Here is an 18,893-nt window from a genome sequence, read left to right as displayed (position 1 = left end):
CCGGCCGTCCCCTCTCCGGGCTCCCGACCCGGGCTCCCGCGACCCGGGCCGTCACCGTGTGCGCCGCAGCTCCAGGACGTAGCCCGCGGTGAGCGCCACGGAGCGGTCCTCGTCGCAGGACAGCTCCGCGAGGGCGTGCGACGCCGCGGGGCCCGGGATGTCCGCGAGGGCCTGTGCCAGGCGGCGGCGTGCGGACGAACCGCGCGGGGCGCCAGTGAGGCGGCCGACGAGATCGGCGGTGATCCGGCCGGCCGCCTCGGGATCACGCGCCAGCACGCTCAGCGCGTCGGCCGCGTCGACGTCGTTCGCCTCCTCGACGACCATGTCGACGAGCGTCGGAATCGCGGCAGCCACCTCGCGGCTCCCCAGGGCGAGCGCCGCACATCTGCGGACCGCGACGTCGGAGTCGGTGAGGGCGTCGCGCAGCAGCGCGGTCGTCTCCGCGCCGGGCAGCTCGGCGACGGCCCGGACGGCACGCGTGCGCACCTCGGCCCGTGGTGAGGCGAGGCCCTCCGCCAGCAGGGCCAGTCCGCCGTCCTCCGAGCGCGCCAGTGCCCAGCGGAGAGCCCCGGCGACATTCGGGTCCGTCTCGCTCAGAGCGGCTTCGACCAGGGCTTCCACCGGTATCGGGGCGCCGGTGGCCGAGGACAGCGCCGCCCGCTGGCGCTTCCCCGCGCTGTCCGACCCCAGGGCCTGAAGCAGTGCGACGGTCCGCAGCACGTCCTCCCAGTCGGCGGGATCGGCCGCACCGATCCGGCGCAGCCGCGTGAGCAGCTCCGTCTCACGGGCGATGCGTTCACGCGTCCGGCGGGCGAGGTCGTCGACCAGCTGCGCGGGCTCGAAACCGGGATCGTCCAGCGCCCGCCCGACCTCACGCAGCGACAGCCCCAGCGACCGCAGGCTCTCGATGTGGAAGATCCTGCGGATGTCCTCGCCCGAGTACGCACGGTAGCCGGACCCGGTACGGCCCGTCGGGCGCACCAGGCCGAGCGCCTCGTAGTGCCGGAGCATGCGGGCACTGACCCCCGACCGCCGCGCCACCTCACCGATCAGCACCGCCGTCACTCCTTCCCGCCGCCCGGGCCGAGGGCCACGATGCGCTTCGCCTCCTCGACCGCGAACTCGAATCCGGCGTCCGGGTCGCGCAACAGCCGTTCCGTGGCGACCGCGTGCGAGCGCACCCGCGGGACGGAGCCCGTCATCGCGGTGTGCAGCACCGGCACGATCACCTCGCCGAGCGCCGTCAGCGCCCGGCTGAGGCTCAGCCGGGTCTCACGGCCGCCGCGCCCGAGCTGGGTCGCGAGGATCCCGGCCAGCGCGGCTTCCTCGTCCTCGGGCACGAGAACGACCGCGGCCCGCCAGGCGGTGCGTGCCACCTCGTCGTCGGCGTCGGTCAGCAGCGTACGGGTGATGGCGGGCCACGCCCGCCGGTCCCCGATCTTGGACAGCGTGTGCAGTGCCTGGCTCCGTGCCTGCGCGCGCTCCGAACCGAGTTCACGGACCAGCCTGGGGACCGTCACGGACGACGCGTGGCGGGTGAGCGCCCAGGTGAGCATGTCGCGCACGTGGAAGTCGGGCTCGGTCGCGCACCGCTCGACGAGGCCGTCGACGTACCGGGGGTCCGGGGCCGCACCCACCGCCAGCGCCGCCCGCAGCCGCGCCGACGGGCCGGCACTCTCCAGCGCCCGGAGGACCCGCGTCGTGTCCGGATCCTCTTCCCGCATGCTCGTGGTCATCGGGAACCACCTCCCTGACCGCAGTGAAGACCTTGTCACCGTGTCAAGGTCAACCGCCGGCAGGGTCCGGCCGGCCCCGCGCGGCCGCCGGGCTCAGCGCTGTGGCACGCCGTGGTCCGCGAGCGGGCCGACCGACAGGCCCGCCTCCCGGCACCGGTGCACGATGCCCGGCAGGGCGCCCAGCGCGGCCCGCCAGCACTCCGGGGCCGACATCCGGTCCGTGTCGTGCAGGAGGACGGTGCCGCCGCCGCGGAGTCCGGAGGCGACGGCGGCGCGTACCGAGGCCGGGGTGGCGCCGGGCGTCCAGTCCCGGCCCCAGGCGGTCCACAGCACCGGCCGCAGGCCCGCCGTACGGGCCGCCGCCCAGCGCCCCGAGGTGAGGATGCCGTAGGGCGGGCGGTACCAGCGGGGGCTCCGGCCCGTCAGGTCCCGTACCGCGCCGGCCGCCCGCAGCAGCGCACGGGCGTCGCCCGCCGGGGCGGGGAACCAGGGGCGGTCGTGGCTCCAGCCGTGCACGGCCACCTCGTGCCCGCGGCGGACGGTCTCGCGCACCACGGCGGGATGCCGTACGACGCCGTCGCCCAGGACGAAGAACGTCGCGCGGACCCCGAGTTCCTCCAGGGCGTCGAGGAACAGCGGGGTCGACCCGGGGTCGGGACCGTCGTCGAAGGTGAGGGCCACATGGGCGGGGTCCCCGACGCCGGCCAGACGCGGGAAGCCGCGGCGCACCACGGGCAGCCAGGTCGCGGCGGGCCCGATGTGCGCCGCCGCGACGGCGGCGGCCGGAGTCAGCACGGCTGCCGTGCGCCGGAAGGACGCAGCCATCGCCTCGGCCTCCTCTCCGGTGGTGTCCGCCCGGTGAGTACGACGCGGACACCCGTATCCCGAGTGTCGCTCATGGCCCCTGCCGGGCCGGGCCGGCGCCGGGACGCCGCGCCGCCGTGTCCCAGTCTCCGGCGACCGACGGCGCACGGGCCAGCCCGGCGGTCCCCGCGCCCATGAGCACCACCCCGACCAGCGCCGGCACCACCCGCACCCCCAGCGTGATCTGCTCCCCGAACAGCCCCCACCCCAGGGCGACGCTCGTCAGGGCGTCCCCGAGGGTCAGGGCGGGCTGGGAGGCGGCCAGCGTCCCGGCCCGGAAGGCGCTCTGGAGCAGCAGGAAGGCGACGCCCCCGGCGACGGCCGTGGCGTACAGGGGCCACGTGCCCAGCACCGCCGCCGGCCCGTCCGGAACCCTGCCGGTCACCTCCTTGAGCAGCGCCGCCGTCAGGGCGAACGACACCGCGGACGCCAGCCCCAGCAGCGCCGCGCGCGACGCGCCCCGCACCGTGCGGGCCGTCACCACCAGCGCCACCACACCGCCCAGGACCGTTCCCGAGGCCACCAGCCACTGCCCCGCGGATGCGGTGTCCCGGCCGGCGGTCGGAGCGGCCGACGTCAGGAACGCCGCCAGCCCCGCCGCCAACGCGACGAACGCCAGCCAGGTCCGGCGGTCCGGGCGGCGGTGGAAGACCATGCTGCCGACGACCAGCGTGAACAGCAGCTCGGTCGCCATGAGCGGCTGGACCAGCGCGAGACTGCCCACGCTCAGCGCGGCCGCCTGCAGCACGGTGGACAGCGCGAGCATGCCGGCCCCCGCCACCCAGTACGGCCTGCGCAGCACATGCCCGAGCCAGCGGACGGCCTGGCGCACCCCGGCGCCGCCCTCCGGTTCGTCCGCCGCGGCCCGCCGCTGCAGGACCGAGGCCGCGGCGTTGGACAGCGCCGCCAGCAGGGCCAGGACGACGACGAGCACCGTCGCCCGCCGCTCAGCCGAACACGGCGGCGAGCCGCCGGTACAGACCCGGCGCCGCGCCCCGCACCCGGGCGGGCACCCGCAGCCAGCCGGGAACGTAGACCTCGTCCCGCCCCCGGGAGACGGCGCTCCACACCGCGCCGGCGACCCGCTCAGGCGGCACGGGCCTCGGCCACGATCGCCGGTACGGGGCGCCCCGCCGGTCGAAGAACGGCGTGTCCACCACTCCCGGCACCACGAGGCTCACCGCGACGCCGCTGCCGCGCAGCTCGTACCGCAGCGCGTCGGCGAAGGCGGCCAGACCCGCCTTGGCCGCCGAGTACACGGCCTCGCCCCGCACGGCCACCGTCCCCGCCAGCGATCCGATCAGCACCACGCGCCCGGACCCGGCCTCCACCATGTGCGGCACCACCTGCCGGACCAGCCGCAGCGTCGCCAGGAGGTCGACCTCGACGACCTCGTCGAGGGCCGGCGGGGGCATCGCGGTGAAGTCCCCGGCCCAGCCGACCCCGGCGCCGGCCACCAGCAGGTCCAGCCGGCGGGTGTGCCCGACGGCGAACCGGGTCAGCTCCCGTTCGGCGCCCGGCCGGGTCAGATCCGCCGGGAAGACCTCCGCCGGGGCCGCCTCCGCCACCCGGCGCAGGCGCTCGGCGTCCCGCCCGCTCAGGACGAGACGCCACCCCTGCGCGGAGAACCGCCGGGCCACGGCGGCGCCGATGCCCGAGGAGGCGCCGGTCACGAGCGCGGCGCGCGTGCGCCCGGCGCCGTCGGCCGGGAACCCCGGCACCGCGTCGGCCGGCCCGGCGGACGCTCGCGGGAACGACACGTCGGCGGCGCCGGCACGGGAAGCGTGAGACATGGACTGCACCTCGGGTGCGAGGAGGAACACCCGGGAGACCGCCGTCCACGGCGGCTCCCGGCGTTCGGCGGGGCGGGACAGACGGGAGTATCCCGGGACCCTCCGGCCGAAACGCGGCCCGGAGTGTTTCACCGGCCCGGCGCAGGGAGACCCGCCACCCCGTGCACTCACCGTCCTCGGTGCCCCGCCGGTACGCCCCGGCGGACGGCAGGCTGCGACTGCTGATCGTCAGCGCGAGCATGGGCGCCGGTCACGACACGGTCGCCGCCGAACTGGCCCGCCGCGCCCGGGAGCAGGGCCACGACGCGCAGACCGTGGACCTGCTGCGGCTGCTCCCGCCCGGCATCGGCGCCGGGCTGCGTCTCTTCTACCAGTCGTGCGTACGGCACTTCCCCTGGGTGTACGCGGCCCTGTACCGCGCGCTGCTGCGCCCCGGCCCGCGGCACCGCCCGAGCGGCCTCCCCCTGGCCCGGCTGGCCGGCCGGCGCCTGACGGGGCTCGCGGAGCACACCGGCGCCGACGTGGTGGTGCCCGTCTTCCACCTGGCCGCCCAGCTGACCGGTCACCTCAGGGCCCGGGGGCGGCTGCGGCCCCCGAGCGCCGTCTTCATGACCGACTTCGCCGTCCACCGGCAGTGGCTCCACCCCGGCAACGACCTGTACCTCTGTCTCACCGGCGACGCCGCCCGGGACGTGCGCCGCGGCATCCCGGTGCCCGTCGAGGCGACCGGACCGGTGGTGGCACCCGCCTTCTCCGCACCGGCCGCCGGAGCCGCCCGGTGGCGGCGGCGCTTCGAGGAGCACACCCCCGGACGTCCGCCCGTGGTGCTGTCCGCCGGCGCCTGGGGAGCCGCCTCGGAGCTGGACGCCACCGCCCGGCTGCTCGCCGGCGCCGGTTTCCTCCCGGTCGTGCTGTGCGGCCGCAACGACCGTCTGCGGGCCCGTCTGGCCGGGCTGCCGGGCGTGCTCGTACCGGACTGGGTCACGGACATGCCCGGCCTGCTGAGGGCGGCCCGGGTCCTGGTCGACAACGCCGCGGGCCAGACCGCCGTACAGGCACTGGCCTCCGGGACGCCCGTGGTGGGCTACCGTCCGCTGCCCGGTCACGGCGCGGAGGGCGTTCGCAGGATGGCGGCGCTCGGCGTCTCGGAGGCCGTCACGGACGCCGCCGGACTGCTGCGGGCGCTGCGGCGGCTGTCGGCGGACGGCGCCTGCCGGGAGCGCCGGATCGCCCGGGGGCGGGAACTTTTCCGGGGGGACGCGCTGTCCCTGGTGACCGCGCTCGCCGCGACCTCGCCCGCCCGGCCGGCCGCGACGGCCCGGGAACACGGCCGGCCCGGTTGAGCGCCTCAGCCGCCCGGCGGGTGCGCCCCGGTCGGCGGGGGCAGGTCCTCGGTGAACCGGTGCCCGTGGTGGTCCAGGAGCCAGCGGCCGAACATGGCACCGCCGAAGATGACGAACCCCACGCCGATCAGCCAGGACTCGACGATGAGGACGACGCCGACGGTGCCGTAGCTGATCGCGTTGTCGACGATCAGCGGTGTGAAGACGAAGTAGGAGAAGCCCCGCAGGCCGATCAGCCCCGCCATGGTGGCGAGCGCGCCCGGCAGCAGGTGCCACCAGCGCACCTGGCCGCCCAGCAGGAAGTGCTGTCCCCACCAGAAGAACAGCACGCCGGTCACCAGCGAGAGCGTGATCCGTTCCGGCCCGTGCATGGAGTCGCGGGTCAGGCCCTCCTGGTAGAGGTACGCGGTCAGGACGCACAGCCAGGTCGCCTGGCGCCAGATCCGGTGCCAGGGGCCGGGAGGCACACTCCAGGTCCGTTCGTAGCCGATCTGCACGCTGCCCCCGAACGGGATGCCGAACGCGGCGAGCGCCAGCACACCCCACAGACTGGTGGTGCCGACCACCTCGCGCGGCGGGCTGATGATGTCCGCGAGGACACGCGCGGACCGGCCGGACAGCCCCATGCCGTCCGCCAGCCAGGCCGCGAAGCCGCCCCGGCCGAGCGGATCGGCGGCGGCGATCACGATGAGCAGCGGCGCCAGCGTGACCAGCGCCAGCGTGGCGAACCCCATGGCCCTGTGCATCAGTTCGAGGTCACGGCCGCGCCGTACCAGGGTCTGGGCGCCCAGCCAGTGCCATCCGCGCCGGAGCGCGCGCAGGTGATGCCTCACGGTGCGCTCCTTCGTCGGCTCGCGTACCCGCGTCTGTGCCACCCGGGGCGGACGGGACGGGCCCGGGCGGGGAAGGTGTTCCGTTCCTGTGCGCGCGGGCGGGCGGGGGCCGCGCGCAGCGGCGGGGACGCTCGCCGCAGGTGGCGGCGGCCCGGCAGCCCGGCCGCCACCGCCTGCCGGACGGAGCGTGGCAGCGGGAGCCGGACGGAACGTGCCGTCGTGCGCCGGGCGTGGGAAGCCCGCGCGGTCCGGCGGGTGCGCGCCGGACCGGGTGCCCGCCGCCGTGCCCCGACCGGCGCACCGCCCCGGCCGCGGCGGGCGGAACGGCGCCGGGCAACCGCGCGTGAGCCGCGGCAGGGGGCGTCGGGCGGGCCGGAACGGCGGAATCCGGGGGACGCGTCGGCTCGCCAGGGGCACCGGCCGCACACGGGACGCCCCACCGCCCGGTGACGGCTCGCCGCAGCTCCGCGCCGCCTCCCGGGCGGCACGGTTCGCCCCGGTCGCTCGCCTCGAGCGCCTCACGCAGCCGGTCGAGGCAGCGCCGCAGAATGCGCGACACCTGCATCTGCGAGACGCCGACGGCGCGTGCGATCTGCTGCTGGGTGCACTCCCGGTAGAAGCGCAGGTAGAGCACGCGGCGGTCGCGTTCCGGCAGCTGCCTCACGAGCGCGGTCAGGGACACGGTGTCGACGACCCGGCCCAGCGCGGGGTCCTCGGCGCCCTCCGCCCGGGCGGACGCGTCCCGCTGGTCCCGCCGGGCCGGCTCGTCGAGGGAACGCGCACGGCACTCGTGCACCGCCCGCAGCGCGGACCGTACGCGGTCCCGCGCCAGCCCGGTGTGCTCGGCGATCTGCTCGGCGGTCGGCGGGCGGCCGCCGCACCGCTGCTCGAGCTCCTCGACGGCCCGGAAGATCCGGCCGCTCGCCTCCTGGAGCGGCCGGGGCAGCCGTACCACGGCCGTACGGTCGCGCAGGTGCCGCCGGAGCTCACCGGTGACCTTGGGAAGCGCGTACGACAGGAAGGCGTGGCCCAGCGTCGGGTCGTAGCCGTCGACGGCCTTGATCAGTCCCAGGGAGGCCACCTGCACCAGGTCGTCGAACTCCTCGCCGTGACGCTGGAAGCGGCGGGTGACACGCCGCGCCATCGGCAGCAGCAGACGGATGACGTGGTCGCGGAGGGCGGCCCGCCGTGGTCCCGGGGGCTGCCGCGAGAACTCGCGCAGCAGCGCGTCGAGCTGATCCGGGGACGGTTCGGGCGCGGAGGCCTCGTACGTCCGGATCTCGTCGGCGGCTGGTGCGCTGGACATGGGCCTCAGGGGGTCTCGGTCCTGCTGGGGGACGGCGTGCGGGCACGGGCGGCCGCCCCGTCACCAGGGGGCCGTGGTGTCCGCGTCGGTCTCGGATTCACCCTTCGGCCGGACGCCGAAACGCGGCTTGAGCCGCGTGCGGGAACCCTGTCCGTCCGGCGGGTGACGCCGGGTGCCGGCCGGTTGCGCTCCCGGGCCGGTACGTGTCCGCCGTCCCCCCTCATCGTCCGTCGAGGCTGATGAGGAGCAGGGCGATGTCGTCGCCGGGGCTGGGAGCGTGGCGGACGAGCATGTCGGCCATGGCGTCGAGGTCGGTGGGGTCCGCGCCTTCGATGAGCCCGGCGAGGGCCGCGGTGGCGTCGTCGAGGTCCACTCCGGGGGCCTCGACGAGTCCGTCGGTGTAGAGGACCAGCACACAGCCGGGCGGCAGGGGGAGGTCCCTGGTCGGGTAGCGGGATTCCGGCTCGATCCCGAGGAGGAGGCCGGGGGAGACCCGGAGGAGTTCGGTGCGGCCGTCGGCATGGCGCAGCAGCGGCGGCGGATGGCCGGCGGTGGCCACGCAGGCGCGTCGGCCGGCGAGGTCGAGGTGGACGTAGACGCAGCTGGTGAACAGGTCCGGCTCGAGGTCGTTGAGCAGCCGGTTGGTGCCGGCGAGGACCTGGTCGGGGGTGGAGCCCGCCGTGGCGTGGGCGTGCACCGCGGTGCGGACCTGTCCCATGAGGGCCGCCGCGTCCACGTTGTGGCCCTGCACATCGCCGATGGTGGCGCCGGCGGTGTGCTCGTCGAGGTGGATGAGGTCGTAGAAGTCGCCGCCGATGCCCAGGCCCCGGGCGGCCGGGAGGTAGCGTGCGGCGACCTTCAGGCCCGGGACGCGCGGCAGGGTGTGCGGCAGCAGGGCGGACTGCAGCCGGTGGGCCAGGTTGTGCTTGGCGTCGTAGAGGCGGGCGCGGTCCAGGGCCTGTCCCACCAGGCCCGCGATCGAGGTGAGTACCGCGCGTTCCCCGGGCGGGAAGTGATGCGGCCGGCGGTAGGCGAGGAGCAGCGAGCCTCTCGGCCGGCCGGAGGCGATCAGCGGCAGGATCGCCCAGGCGGCCATCCCGTCCTCGTGCGTGGTGGACGGGAACTCGCGCCGGAGTTCGTCGAACGTGGTGTAGAAGCCCGGGAGACCGGTGGTCTGGACCCGCACGGCGGGGATGTCCGCGCTCAGGCGGACGGCGTCGAAGCGGTTCATGAGTTCGCGGCTGTAGCCGCGGTGACCGAGGATCCTCAGGCGGCCGTCCTCGGCGGTCATCAGCACCAGGCCCTGCGCGCCGAGAGCGGGCAGCAGCCGGTCCGCGGTCTGGTCGACCACGTCCTGCACGCCGACGGCCTCGGTCAGGGTGGCGGCCAGCTGCATCAGGTGGTAGAGCATGGTGGCGCGGCTGGGGCCGGCGGCCGGCACGGAAGGCGCCGCCGGAACGTCCTCGGACGGCTCGGCCGGTGTGATGCGGACGCTGAGGCCGGAGTGGTCCGGGTACAGCTCGAAGGCCAGCCACGTCCGCGGCGGGCGCAGGACGGTGAAGTCCTGCGGCCGGCGGCTGACCATCGCGGCGCGGTAGCGGTCCTCCACCTGGGGGACGTCCATCCACGGCAGCGCCTCCCAGGGCAGTGCCCCCAGCAGGTCGTCCCGGCCGACACCGAGGAGGTCGGCGGCGGCGGGGGTGACGAACGTGACGCGGCCGTGCATGTCCAGCGCGCAGGACCCACCGGGCAGCCGGTCGACGAAGGCGGTGGCCGCGGCGGCCTCGTCGGGCGGGGCGGTGCGGCCGCGCGGGAGGGGCAGGGTCCGCGGCCGGGGCGCGGGCCGCGGTGGCTCGCCGCGCTCCGCGGACTGCCGCAGGAGGCCGTCCAGGCGGTGGCAGCCCGACTCGATCGTCTCCCGCTCACCCCGGCTCAACCGGGTCGAACGGTCGCCGGGCCACAGCAGCACCAGCCCGCCCCGGACCCCGGTGTCCGAGGCGATCGGAGCGGCGGCGAGGGCGAAGTCGTACGGCAGGACGAGCGCCGGACGCGGGTAGCGGCGCGCCATCTCCTCCTGGTCGCCGATCCACACCAGGCGCCGCTCGCGCACGGCGTCCGCCACCGGCACCGGATCCGTCAGCGCGACGCGCTGCCAGGGGGCCGCGAGTTCGTGCGGAGCCCCGGCCACCGTGGTCAGCCACAGGGCGTCGTCGCCCGGCGGCAGCACGTACAGCAGCGCGCCGGACGCGCCGCTCTCCCGCACCACGGCAGCCAGCGCGGCGTCCATCAGGCCCCCACCCGCGTGCGCGGGGGCACGGACATCCCCGCGGCCGTATCGTGCGTGCGTCGCCGTCCCCGGACCGCGTCGCACCCGTCACACCGCACACCACGCATATGCGGACACTACGCCCAACGTGCCGTGAAGGCATCCAGGCAGCGGTGAGGCCGCCGTTCCCAGCGCGACCTCGCTACCGGGCCGGCGGTCCGGGGGCCACGGCTTCGGCGCCCACCGTCACCCGCTCGCCCCGGGCACACCGCAGGACCCGCGCGTCGTACCCGCGGCGGCCGATCTCGGTGAGGAAGTCGGAGAGCGGTGAGCGGAACACCGCGTAGTCGTCGTAGTGGACGGGCAGCACACGGCGCGGCCGGATCAGGTCGACGAGGTCGGCGCCCTGTTCGGCGTCCATGGTGACCACCATGCCGCCGGGCAGCGTGGTCCCGCCGAGGTGCAGCACCGCCAGGTGGATGTCGGGGCAGCGGCGGGCGATCTCGCGCAGACCGTCGTACATCAGCGTGTCCCCGCTGATGTACAGGATCAGGCGGATCTCGCCGGAGCGGTCACCGAACTCCAGCAGGCTCCCCATCACCGGCGGCAGCAGGGCGCGCGCGGCTCCCGGGGCGTGGCGTCCGGGCAGCGACGTGACGCGCACCAGGGAATCGCCGCGCAGCAGGGTGTGGCTCTGCCAGGTGCGCAGGCCCACCGCGCGGTGGAACCCGTACAGCCCCTGGAGGAAGCGGGAGGCGTGCGGGGTCGTGACGAAGGGCAGGCCCCGGTCCAGGCCGCGCCGGGCGACCCGGTCGAAGTGGTCGCCGTGCAGATGGGACAGCACCACCGCGTCCAGGTCCGCGTGGGGGAGGTCGGTGACGTCGAGGGCGGGCTCGGACAGCCGGCGCGAGACGAGTCCGTAGCCGAGGTGGGCGACCTGCCCGCGGTGGAGGAAGTTCGGGTCCGTCAGGAGTGTCAGGTCTCCGTAACGGATCAGCAGGGTGGCGTTGCCGATGAAGAGGATCTCGGCGCTGCCTTCGGGCGGTGTGTGCATGGCGTTCTCCCTCCGGCACGGGCCGGCGCCCGTCGCCGCCCGGACGGCAACGGGCCGTACGGCCTCCCGCGTACGCCGCCCCGGACCACCCACGAGTACCCGCCGCCCCCCGGCCATACATCCGGGACGCGGCCCAGGCGCGGGCCTCCGCCGCTCCCGGCTCGGGTCCCGGGCCCCGGCTGTCCCCGGCGGCGCGGCCGGGTCCGGGCGGACGCGGATACCCGCCGGCCCCGGCCGGCGCGGCCAGGCCCGGGCGTCCCCCGGCCCGGCTGCTCATCCGGCCTTCGATCGAGGCGTGGGCTTTTGTTGCCGCACGCCGCGACCCGCACGCCGCGACCCGCGACCCGCGGGCCAGGGCATCGGCCTCGTCGTCGGTCGGCGCGGGCGGGTTCGGGCGGGCTCTTGTGCCTGTCGTCCCCGGTTGCGTCTGTGGGCGGGGAATGCGTGGGCTTTCTTGTTTGCGGCCCGTAGGTTCTGGTTGTCGGCTGGCGCGGGCGGGTTCGGGCGGGCTCTGGTGCCTGCCGTCCCCGGTTGCGTCTGGTGGGCGGGGAATGCGTGGGCTTTCTTGTTTGCGGCCCGTAGCGTCCGGTCGTCGGCCGGGGCGGGCGGGGCCGGGCGGGCCCGGTATTCGCCGGCACCCGGCTGCCTATCCGGAGCCCGGGCCAGGTATGCCAACCCGCTGCCCCGTCCCACGGGCAGGGCATCCGCTCTCCCCGCCCGCGCGGACGGACACCGGCCGTCCGCTGTACCCGCACACGCGTACGGGCGCGAGCGCCCGACGGCTCCGGCCACCGGCCCAGGTCCGGGCGGACCCGGGCGTCCCTGCCCCCGGTCCACGGGGCCGGGTCAGGGCGGACCCGGGCGTCCCCGCCCCCGGTCCACGGGGGTCGGGTCAGGGCGGCCCGGGTTTCCGCTCTCCCGGCTCACGGGCCCCGTCCGGGCGGGCCGGTTGCCCTGCCCCGCCCCCTTCCGGGCACGGACAAACCCCCGCGCGCCGATGCGCACACGGCCTTGCTTTTGACGGCGGACTGGCGGATAACACAGACATCGGGCCGAGGACCGCGCGAGGCGCGCCGGTGCGGGCCTCGCGGGTGATGGTCGGTTGTTCCCGTTCGACGGCAGGAAGAGCACATGTCACAGCGGAGCGAGCTGCGGCAGCGGAGGGCCAGGCTGGAGAGCGCGTGGTCGCGCTGGGTGCCGCAGATGCGGACCGCCGGCGCCAGGCCGTCCGGTGCGGGGGCGCCGCGTCCGGACGTGACCGAGTCCTGGCTGCGCTCGCTCAGCAGCGTGGACCCGGCGCTGGACAGCGCGCCCGTCACCGACGGGGGAGCGGTGCACCACCGCTGGCTCGGCTCGCCGCTGCGCCGGCCGGTCGACGGCCTCACCGCCGAGCTCCGCGCCATCGCCGACGACGCGGGTTTCGTCACGGCCGTCACCGACCAGACCGGAACCATCCTGTGGACGTGCGGCGGCCCGACCATGCGCCGCCGCGCCGAACGCGTCAACTTCGCCCCCGGCGGACGCTGGGACGAGGGCGCCATGGGCACCAACGCCCTGTCCCTCGCCCTGCGCACCGGCCGCCCCAGCTCCGTCTTCTCGGCCGAGCACCTGGTCACCGCCCTGCACGGCTGGGTGTGTTACTGCGCTCCGGTCCACGGTCCCGACGGACGCGTCCTGGGCGTGCTGGACATGTCCACCACCTGGGACCGGTCGAACCCCCTGGCCATGTCCACCGTGCGCTCCCTGGCCGCCACCATCGAGTCCCGGCTCCGCGCCGAGCCGCCCCGCCGGGAGGACACGGCACCGGTGCGCCTCACCTGCCTCGGCACCGGACGGGCCTCCCGCGACGGCGTCGCCCTGCAACTGCGGCCCCGGCAACTGGAGATCCTCACCCTGCTCGCGCTGGAGCAGGAGGGCTTCGCCCCCGACCGGCTGCGCGAGGCGCTGTACGGTGAACGGCCGGTCACCGCCTCGACGTTCAAGGCGGAGATCTCCCACCTCCGCCGCGCCCTCGACGGCGGCGTCGCCACCCGCCGCTACGCGCTGACCGCCGCCGTGACCTGCGACGCGCGCGAGGTGCTGCGCGCGCTGGAGCACGGGGACGTGGAGACAGCGCTCGGTCTGTACCGCGGCCCGCTGCTGCCCGGTTCGGAGGCTCCCGGCATCGAGGAGTGGCGCACCCACCTGGAAGTCGCCGTACGCGAGGCGGTGCTGGCGAGCGTCCGCCCGGAACACGCCCTGCGCTACGGCGAACGGGCCCCGTACGACGCGGAGGTGCACGAGCACGCGCTGCGCCTGCTCGGCCCGGGCGACACCCGCCGCGCTCTCGCGATGGGACGCCTCACGACGGCGCTGCGGTACTGACCGCGCCAACCTCGCGCCAACCCCCGGGCCGCAGAGTGCGATCCGTCACGGCGGAAACGACCGAACACCGTCCGCCGGACCACCGCACTCGCCACCCACCGAGGAGAGCCGCCATGGTGTACGCGCAGCCGGGAACGGACGGCAGCATCGTCGACTTCGCTTCGCGGTACGACAACTTCATCGGCGGTGACTGGGTCGCCCCCGTGGAGGGACGGTACTTCGAGAATCCCACGCCGGTGACCGGCGCGACGTTCTGCGAGGTCGCCCGCTCCTCCGCCGCCGACGTCGAACTCGCCCTGGACGCCGCCCACGCCGCCGCGCCCACGTGGGGAGCCACGTCCGTGGCGGAGCGGTCGAACATCCTCAACAGGATCGCCGACCGGCTCCAGGAGAACCTCGAGAAGATCGCCGTCGCGGAGACCTGGGAGAACGGCAAGCCCGTACGCGAGACGCTGGCCGCCGACATCCCCTTGGCGATCGACCACTTCCGCTACTTCGCCGGAGTGGTCCGCGCCCAGGAGGGCAGCATCGCCGAGATCGACGCCGACACCGTCGCCTACCACTTCCACGAGCCGCTGGGCGTGGTCGGCCAGATCATCCCGTGGAACTTCCCCGTCCTGATGGCCGCCTGGAAGCTCGCGCCCGCGCTGGCCGCCGGCAACTGCGTGGTCCTCAAGCCGGCCGAACAGACCCCGGTCAGCCTGCTGTACGTGATCGAGCTGATCGCCGACCTGCTCCCGCCGGGCGTCCTCAACGTCGTCAACGGCTTCGGCGTGGAGGTGGGCAAGCCGCTCGCGTCCAGCCCGCGCGTCGCCAAGGTCGCCTTCACCGGCGAGACCACCACCGGCCGTCTGATCATGCAGTACGCCAGCGAGAACATCGTCCCCGTCACGCTGGAACTGGGCGGCAAGAGCCCCAACATCTTCCTGCCCGACGTGACGGCCGCCGACGACGACTTCCTGGACAAGGCCGTCGAGGGCTTCGTGATGTTCGCGCTGAACCAGGGCGAGGTGTGCACCTGCCCCTCCCGCGCGCTCATCCACGCCTCGATCTACGACGAGTTCATGGCCCGCTGCGTCGAGCGCACCAAGGCGATCGTCAGCGGCGACCCGCTGGACCCGGAGACCATGATCGGCGCCCAGGCGAGCAACGACCAGTACGAGAAGATCCTCTCCTACATCGACATCGGCCGGCAGGAGGGCGCCGAGATCCTCACCGGCGGTACCCCGAGGGCCGTGCCCGGTCTGGACGGCGGCTACTACATCGAGCCGACGATCTTCCGCGGCACCAACGACATGCGGATCTTCCAGGAGGAGATCTTCGGCCCGGTCGTCTCGGTCACCACCTACGACTCGGTCGACGAGGCCCTGAGGATCGCCAACGACACGCTGTACGGCCTCGGAGCCGGCGTGTGGACCCGGGACGGCAACACCGCCTACCGCCTCGGCCGCGGGATCAAGGCCGGCCGGGTGTGGACCAACTGCTACCACGCCTACCCGGCGCACGCCGCGTTCGGCGGCTACAAGAAGTCCGGCATCGGCCGCGAGAACCACAAGATGATGCTCGACCACTACCAGCAGACGAAGAACCTCCTGGTCAGCTACTCCGGTCAGAAGCTCGGGTTCTTCTGATGGAGGCCCGCACCCGGCGCGTCGAACTGACGCCGGCCGCCGAGGACCTGGTGCGGCAACTCGCCGGAACGCACGGACCGGTGATGTTCCACCAGTCCGGCGGCTGCTGCGACGGCAGCGCGCCCATGTGCTATCCGCGCGGCGAGTTCCGGGTCGGCGCCTCGGACGTGCTGCTCGGCCGGGTGGCCGGCGACACACCGTTCTGGATGAGCGCCGACCAGTACACGTACTGGTCGCACACCCACCTCACCGTGGACGTGGTCGCCGGCCGGGGCAGCGGCTTCTCCCTGGAGGCCCCCGAGGGCGTACGGTTCCTGCTCCGCTCCCGGCTGCTCACCGACGAGGAGCTGCGGCGCATCGAGGCGGAGCCGCCCCTGCCCACGGGGGCGGAGCCGGCCGGGTGAACCGGGGCGGCGTCAGACCGCCGCCCAGCCGTCGTCCACCGGCAGCACCACGCCGTTGATGTTGCTCGCCGCGTCGGAGGCGAGGAACAGGATGGCCGCGGCCTGCTCCTCGGGCCGGGCCAGACGGCCGAGGTTGACGAAGTGCGGGCCGAGCGCCGCCGGGCCGTGCCCCGCCGGGTCGGCGGCGACGGCGATACCGGTGGCGGTGCCGCCCGGCGCGATGGCGTTGGCCCGGATGCCCTGCTTGCGGTACATCACCGCGAGGTTCTTCGTCAGCCCCACCACACCGTGCTTCGAGGCGGTGTAGGCGGCGCCCGCCGCACTGCCCCGAAGGCCCGCCTCGGAGGCGGTGTTGACGATGGCGCCCTTGCCGGCGGCCAGCATGTGCGGCAGCACGGCGCGGGTGAGCAGGAACGGCGCGGTCAGGTTGACGCGCAGGACACGGTCCCACTCCGCGTCGGTCACGTCCGCCGCCGCGGTCATCGCGTCCATGATCCCGGCGTTGTTCACCAGGACGTCCACGCCGCCGAAGCGCTCCACGGCGGTCCGTGTCACCTCGTCCACGACGGACTGGTCGCCGAGGTCCCCGGTGACCGCGACGGCGGTACCGCCGGCCTTCCCGATCTCCTCGACGACCGACGCGGCCCCCTCCGCGTTCAGGTCCGCCACCAGGACCCGCGCGCCCTCGGCGGCGAAGGCCAGGGCGGCGGCGCGGCCTATCCCCGAACCGGCCCCGGTGACGACGACGGAGCGTCCCTCGAATGCGTCGGCCATGAAGTTCTCCTGTGATGTGTCGGGCGGGCCCCGGCCGTTCCGGGCGTCGCCACCACCGTACGACTTATTGTCGCTGAGTGACAAAAACCTGTGGTGGAAGATGGCGGAGAGCTCGCTCACACGACCGCAGGAGCCGGAGGAACCGATGACCGCACCCCGTGGCCGCACGGGACGACCGCCCCTGACCGAGGAGCGCAGGACCGAGATCCGGCGGGAGATCGCCCGGGCCGCGGTGGACCTGTTCGTCACCCGGGGTGTCGCGTCCACGACCGGCGAACAGATCGGCCGGGCCGTCGGCCTGTCGGCGCGTACGGTGTGGCGCTACTTCCCGAGCAAGGAGAGCTGCGTGGCGCCGCTGTTCTCCGAGGGCATCGAGACGATCACCGCCCATCTGCGCGCCTGGCCGTCCGGACAGCCCCTGGAGCAGGCCATGGACCGGTGGCTGACGGCGGCCCCGGCCCTCGCCGGCGGTCCCGACCGGGCCACCGTCGGCGCCCTGGTCCGGCTCACCAGGACCGAACCCGCACTGCGCGCCGTGTGGCTGCAGACCTACGACGAGGCCGAACCGGCCTTCGCCCGCGCACTGGCGGAGCGGGCCGCGCTGCCGCCCGACGACCTGGGGGTGACGATCCGTGCGGCGATGTTCAACGCGGCCCTGCGCGCCGCCGTCGAACACCACGCCTGGCGCGAGGAACCGCAGGCACCCCGCGCGGAGCTGGAGGCGACCCTGCGCCGGGCCCTCGCCGTCGCCGCGGAGGGGGTGAGGTAGGGCGGCGGCCCTCGCGGCGGCCGCCCCGCGGCGGCCCCCGTACCCTGACCGGATGACCCAGCACCTCACGCCGGACGGGCAACGGCCCGCGAACCGGGGGCCGAAGGCCGCCGCCGGCAACCGGGCCGCGCTGGTCGGCGCCGCCCGGGAGATCTTCACCGAGCACGGGCTGGACGCTCCGCTGTCCCGGATCGCGCGCCGGGCCGGGGTCGGGCAGGGCGTGCTCTACCGGCACTTCCCCGACCGGGACGCCCTCGCCGCCGCGGTCCTGGAGGAGAACGTCCGCCAGATCGAGCGGGCGGCCGCCACCCGGGGAACGGGCCCCGACGCGGTGCTGGGGGTGCTGACCTGGCATCTGACGCAGTCGGCGGCGTTCATCGGTCTCCTGCACGCCGACGGGGCGGACGGCGCGCTCTCCTCCGCCCACACCCTCGCCCGGGACCTGTCCGAGCGGGTGGAGCGCGCCCTGCGCGGGTGCCTGCCGGCCACCCACCCGCTGGGCGCGCCGGACCGGCCGGGTGACCTCATGCTCGCCGTCGCCATGGTCTCCGGGGCCGTCACCGGCCCGACCCGCGAGGAGCGGGAGCACCGGGCGCTGGCGGCCTGGCGGCTGCTCGGCGTCACGGTCGGACCGGTGCGGCCCTGCGAAGGCTGAGAACCGGGGGCGTCAGCCGCCGTTGGACTGCCGGATGCCCTCCGCGAACGCCTCGAACGTGTAGAGGTAGCCGCCCGCCGGTCCGCTGACGGTCATGTACGCCGTGGTCCCGCCGGGCGTGATCGCCACATTGGTCGCCGACTCCAGGCCCCGGGCACGCGCCGGGACCTCCACCGTCGCGAGCCGTTCGCCGTACTTGTCGTACACGGCCATCGCGGGCCGGCCGTGCAGGGCCTGGTACAGGTTGCCGTCCGCGTCCACGGCGATGGAGTCGGTCTGGGCGACGCCCCCGTCGACCCGGACGGCGGTGTGCCGGCCGGTGCTCCCGGGACGCCCGTCGACCGGGAGGTAGGAGATCCGGTTCTCCGTCAGCTCGCTGATCCACAGGCCGCGGTAGCCGACGTCGAAGGAGATGCCGTTCGTCGCCGCGAGACCGTCGGCCAGGACGGTGGCCGTCTCGCCGTCGCGGTCCACGCGCACCACGCGGCCGCGCGCCTCGCCCGTCGACAGACCGAGGGAGTCGCTGACGTAGAGGTTGCCGTCCCGGTCGAAGGCGATGTCGTCGGGCTGCATCCGCGCGCCGTCGACCTCCCCGGTGAAGAAGGTGCGCCGGTCGCCGCCGTCGGGAGCCAGCGAGACGATCTCGCCGTTGGCGAAGTCGGACAGGTAGAGCCGTCCGTCGTACGGGCTGAACTGGGCCGAGGTGTAGGCGCCCCGGCTGTCGGTGAAGAGCTCCCGGGCCTTCTTCCCGCGGACGTCGACGCTCATCACCTTCGGCCGGCCGGGCGGCGCGGTGACGTCGACGACGACCAGCCGGCCGTCCGCGCCGAAGACCGGACCCTCCAGCAGGGTCATGCCGGTCTCCTCGTGGACCGAGGTCAGCCGCATCACCTGGTGCGCGGTGACGGTCCTGCCGGAAGGGCCGGGGGCGGCCCGGTCGCCGGGGGTGTGCACGTCGGTGCCGCACCCGCTCAGGGCCAGCGCGCCGAGCGCGGTGAGTGCGGCCAGGGCCCGGTTCCGGAGTCGTCGCATGGGGGTCACTCTTCCTGTCCGAAGATCGCCGTCCCTGCGCACTCTAACCGGACAGCGCTGTCCGGTTGT

At 75.2% G+C, this 18,893-nt stretch carries 17 protein-coding genes; 6 read left to right on the top strand and 11 right to left on the bottom strand.

What is annotated here, in order from left to right; genetic code table 11:
• Window positions 1-51: 51 nt before the first annotated feature.
• The 5 genes from ACZ434_RS22770 to ACZ434_RS22750 all read right to left on the bottom strand — a co-directional run bounded on the left by ACZ434_RS22770 (window position 52) and on the right by ACZ434_RS22750 (window position 4,393).
• The gene (locus tag ACZ434_RS22770; RefSeq protein WP_468458618.1) at window positions 52-1,056 is read right to left on the bottom strand and encodes a MerR family transcriptional regulator; all 1,005 of its coding nucleotides are present in this window, start codon (window positions 1,054-1,056) and stop codon (window positions 52-54) included.
• A gap of 5 nt (window positions 1,057-1,061) precedes the next feature.
• Entirely contained in the window at window positions 1,062-1,736 is a 675-nt protein-coding gene (locus ACZ434_RS22765; protein WP_468458616.1) for a HEAT repeat domain-containing protein, read from the bottom strand.
• A gap of 93 nt (window positions 1,737-1,829) precedes the next feature.
• A complete protein-coding gene (locus tag ACZ434_RS22760) occupies window positions 1,830-2,561 on the bottom strand; it encodes a polysaccharide deacetylase family protein (protein WP_468458613.1) in 732 nt (243 codons plus the stop codon).
• Window positions 2,562-2,631: 70 nt separating this feature from the next.
• Window positions 2,632-3,534, bottom strand: coding sequence for a DMT family transporter (locus tag ACZ434_RS22755; protein ID WP_468458611.1), 903 nt, complete (start codon window positions 3,532-3,534; stop codon window positions 2,632-2,634).
• A gap of 13 nt (window positions 3,535-3,547) precedes the next feature.
• A complete protein-coding gene (locus ACZ434_RS22750; RefSeq protein ID WP_468458609.1) occupies window positions 3,548-4,393 on the bottom strand; it encodes an SDR family NAD(P)-dependent oxidoreductase in 846 nt (281 codons plus the stop codon).
• 179 nt (window positions 4,394-4,572) lie between these two features.
• On the opposite strand from ACZ434_RS22750, the gene ACZ434_RS22745 reads away from it, so the two are divergent.
• Entirely contained in the window at window positions 4,573-5,736 is a 1,164-nt protein-coding gene (locus tag ACZ434_RS22745; RefSeq protein ID WP_468458707.1) for an MGDG synthase family glycosyltransferase, read from the top strand.
• Window positions 5,737-5,741: 5 nt separating this feature from the next.
• Here the strand turns inward: ACZ434_RS22745 and ACZ434_RS22740 are convergent, their stop codons facing one another.
• From ACZ434_RS22740 to ACZ434_RS22725, 4 genes are all read right to left on the bottom strand, one after another.
• A complete protein-coding gene (locus ACZ434_RS22740) occupies window positions 5,742-6,569 on the bottom strand; it encodes a ribonuclease BN (protein WP_468458607.1) in 828 nt (275 codons plus the stop codon).
• Complete coding sequence (locus ACZ434_RS22735; RefSeq protein ID WP_468458605.1) at window positions 6,493-7,875, bottom strand: sigma-70 family RNA polymerase sigma factor; 1,383 nt, start codon at window positions 7,873-7,875, stop codon at window positions 6,493-6,495. The genes ACZ434_RS22740 and ACZ434_RS22735 overlap by 77 nt, the downstream gene beginning before the upstream one ends.
• Before the next feature lie 220 nt (window positions 7,876-8,095).
• Window positions 8,096-10,162 carry a SpoIIE family protein phosphatase gene (locus ACZ434_RS22730; protein WP_468458603.1) on the bottom strand — a complete coding sequence of 689 codons (2,067 nt, stop codon included), beginning with the start codon at window positions 10,160-10,162 and terminating at the stop codon, window positions 8,096-8,098.
• A 181-nt stretch (window positions 10,163-10,343) separates the two neighbouring features.
• Window positions 10,344-11,195, bottom strand: coding sequence for an MBL fold metallo-hydrolase (locus ACZ434_RS22725; protein WP_468458601.1), 852 nt, complete (start codon window positions 11,193-11,195; stop codon window positions 10,344-10,346).
• A 1,131-nt stretch (window positions 11,196-12,326) separates the two neighbouring features.
• Here ACZ434_RS22725 and ACZ434_RS22720 point away from each other — a divergent pair.
• The 3 genes from ACZ434_RS22720 to ACZ434_RS22710 all read left to right on the top strand — a co-directional run bounded on the left by ACZ434_RS22720 (window position 12,327) and on the right by ACZ434_RS22710 (window position 15,594).
• Window positions 12,327-13,559, top strand: coding sequence for an AfsR/SARP family transcriptional regulator (locus ACZ434_RS22720; RefSeq protein ID WP_468458599.1), 1,233 nt, complete (start codon window positions 12,327-12,329; stop codon window positions 13,557-13,559).
• Between the two features lie 113 nt (window positions 13,560-13,672).
• Window positions 13,673-15,190 (top strand): aldehyde dehydrogenase, encoded by a 1,518-nt coding sequence (gene adh, locus ACZ434_RS22715; RefSeq protein ID WP_468458597.1) that lies wholly within the window; start codon window positions 13,673-13,675, stop codon window positions 15,188-15,190.
• Entirely contained in the window at window positions 15,190-15,594 is a 405-nt protein-coding gene (locus tag ACZ434_RS22710; RefSeq protein ID WP_468458595.1) for a DUF779 domain-containing protein, read from the top strand. Before adh ends, ACZ434_RS22710 begins: the two co-directional genes overlap by 1 nt.
• Before the next feature lie 12 nt (window positions 15,595-15,606).
• Here the strand turns inward: ACZ434_RS22710 and ACZ434_RS22705 are convergent, their stop codons facing one another.
• Window positions 15,607-16,368, bottom strand: a complete 762-nt coding sequence (locus ACZ434_RS22705) for a glucose 1-dehydrogenase (RefSeq protein WP_468458593.1) — start codon at window positions 16,366-16,368, stop codon at window positions 15,607-15,609.
• Between the two features lie 145 nt (window positions 16,369-16,513).
• Here ACZ434_RS22705 and ACZ434_RS22700 point away from each other — a divergent pair, with 145 nt between their 5' ends.
• Together ACZ434_RS22700 and ACZ434_RS22695 are read left to right on the top strand one after the other, a co-directional pair.
• A complete protein-coding gene (locus ACZ434_RS22700) occupies window positions 16,514-17,137 on the top strand; it encodes a TetR/AcrR family transcriptional regulator (RefSeq protein WP_468458591.1) in 624 nt (207 codons plus the stop codon).
• Between the two features lie 52 nt (window positions 17,138-17,189).
• A complete protein-coding gene (locus ACZ434_RS22695; protein WP_468458589.1) occupies window positions 17,190-17,792 on the top strand; it encodes a TetR/AcrR family transcriptional regulator in 603 nt (200 codons plus the stop codon).
• A 12-nt stretch (window positions 17,793-17,804) separates the two neighbouring features.
• Here ACZ434_RS22695 and ACZ434_RS22690 read toward each other — a convergent pair whose 3' ends face one another.
• Window positions 17,805-18,824: an SMP-30/gluconolactonase/LRE family protein gene (locus ACZ434_RS22690; RefSeq protein WP_468458587.1), complete on the bottom strand. Its 1,020-nt coding sequence runs from the start codon at window positions 18,822-18,824 to the stop codon at window positions 17,805-17,807.
• Window positions 18,825-18,893 lie beyond the last annotated feature (69 nt).

The sequence above is a fragment of the Streptomyces sp. NPDC030893 genome (assembly GCF_055571535.1).
This window is presented reverse-complemented; position numbering and strand designations above follow the sequence as displayed.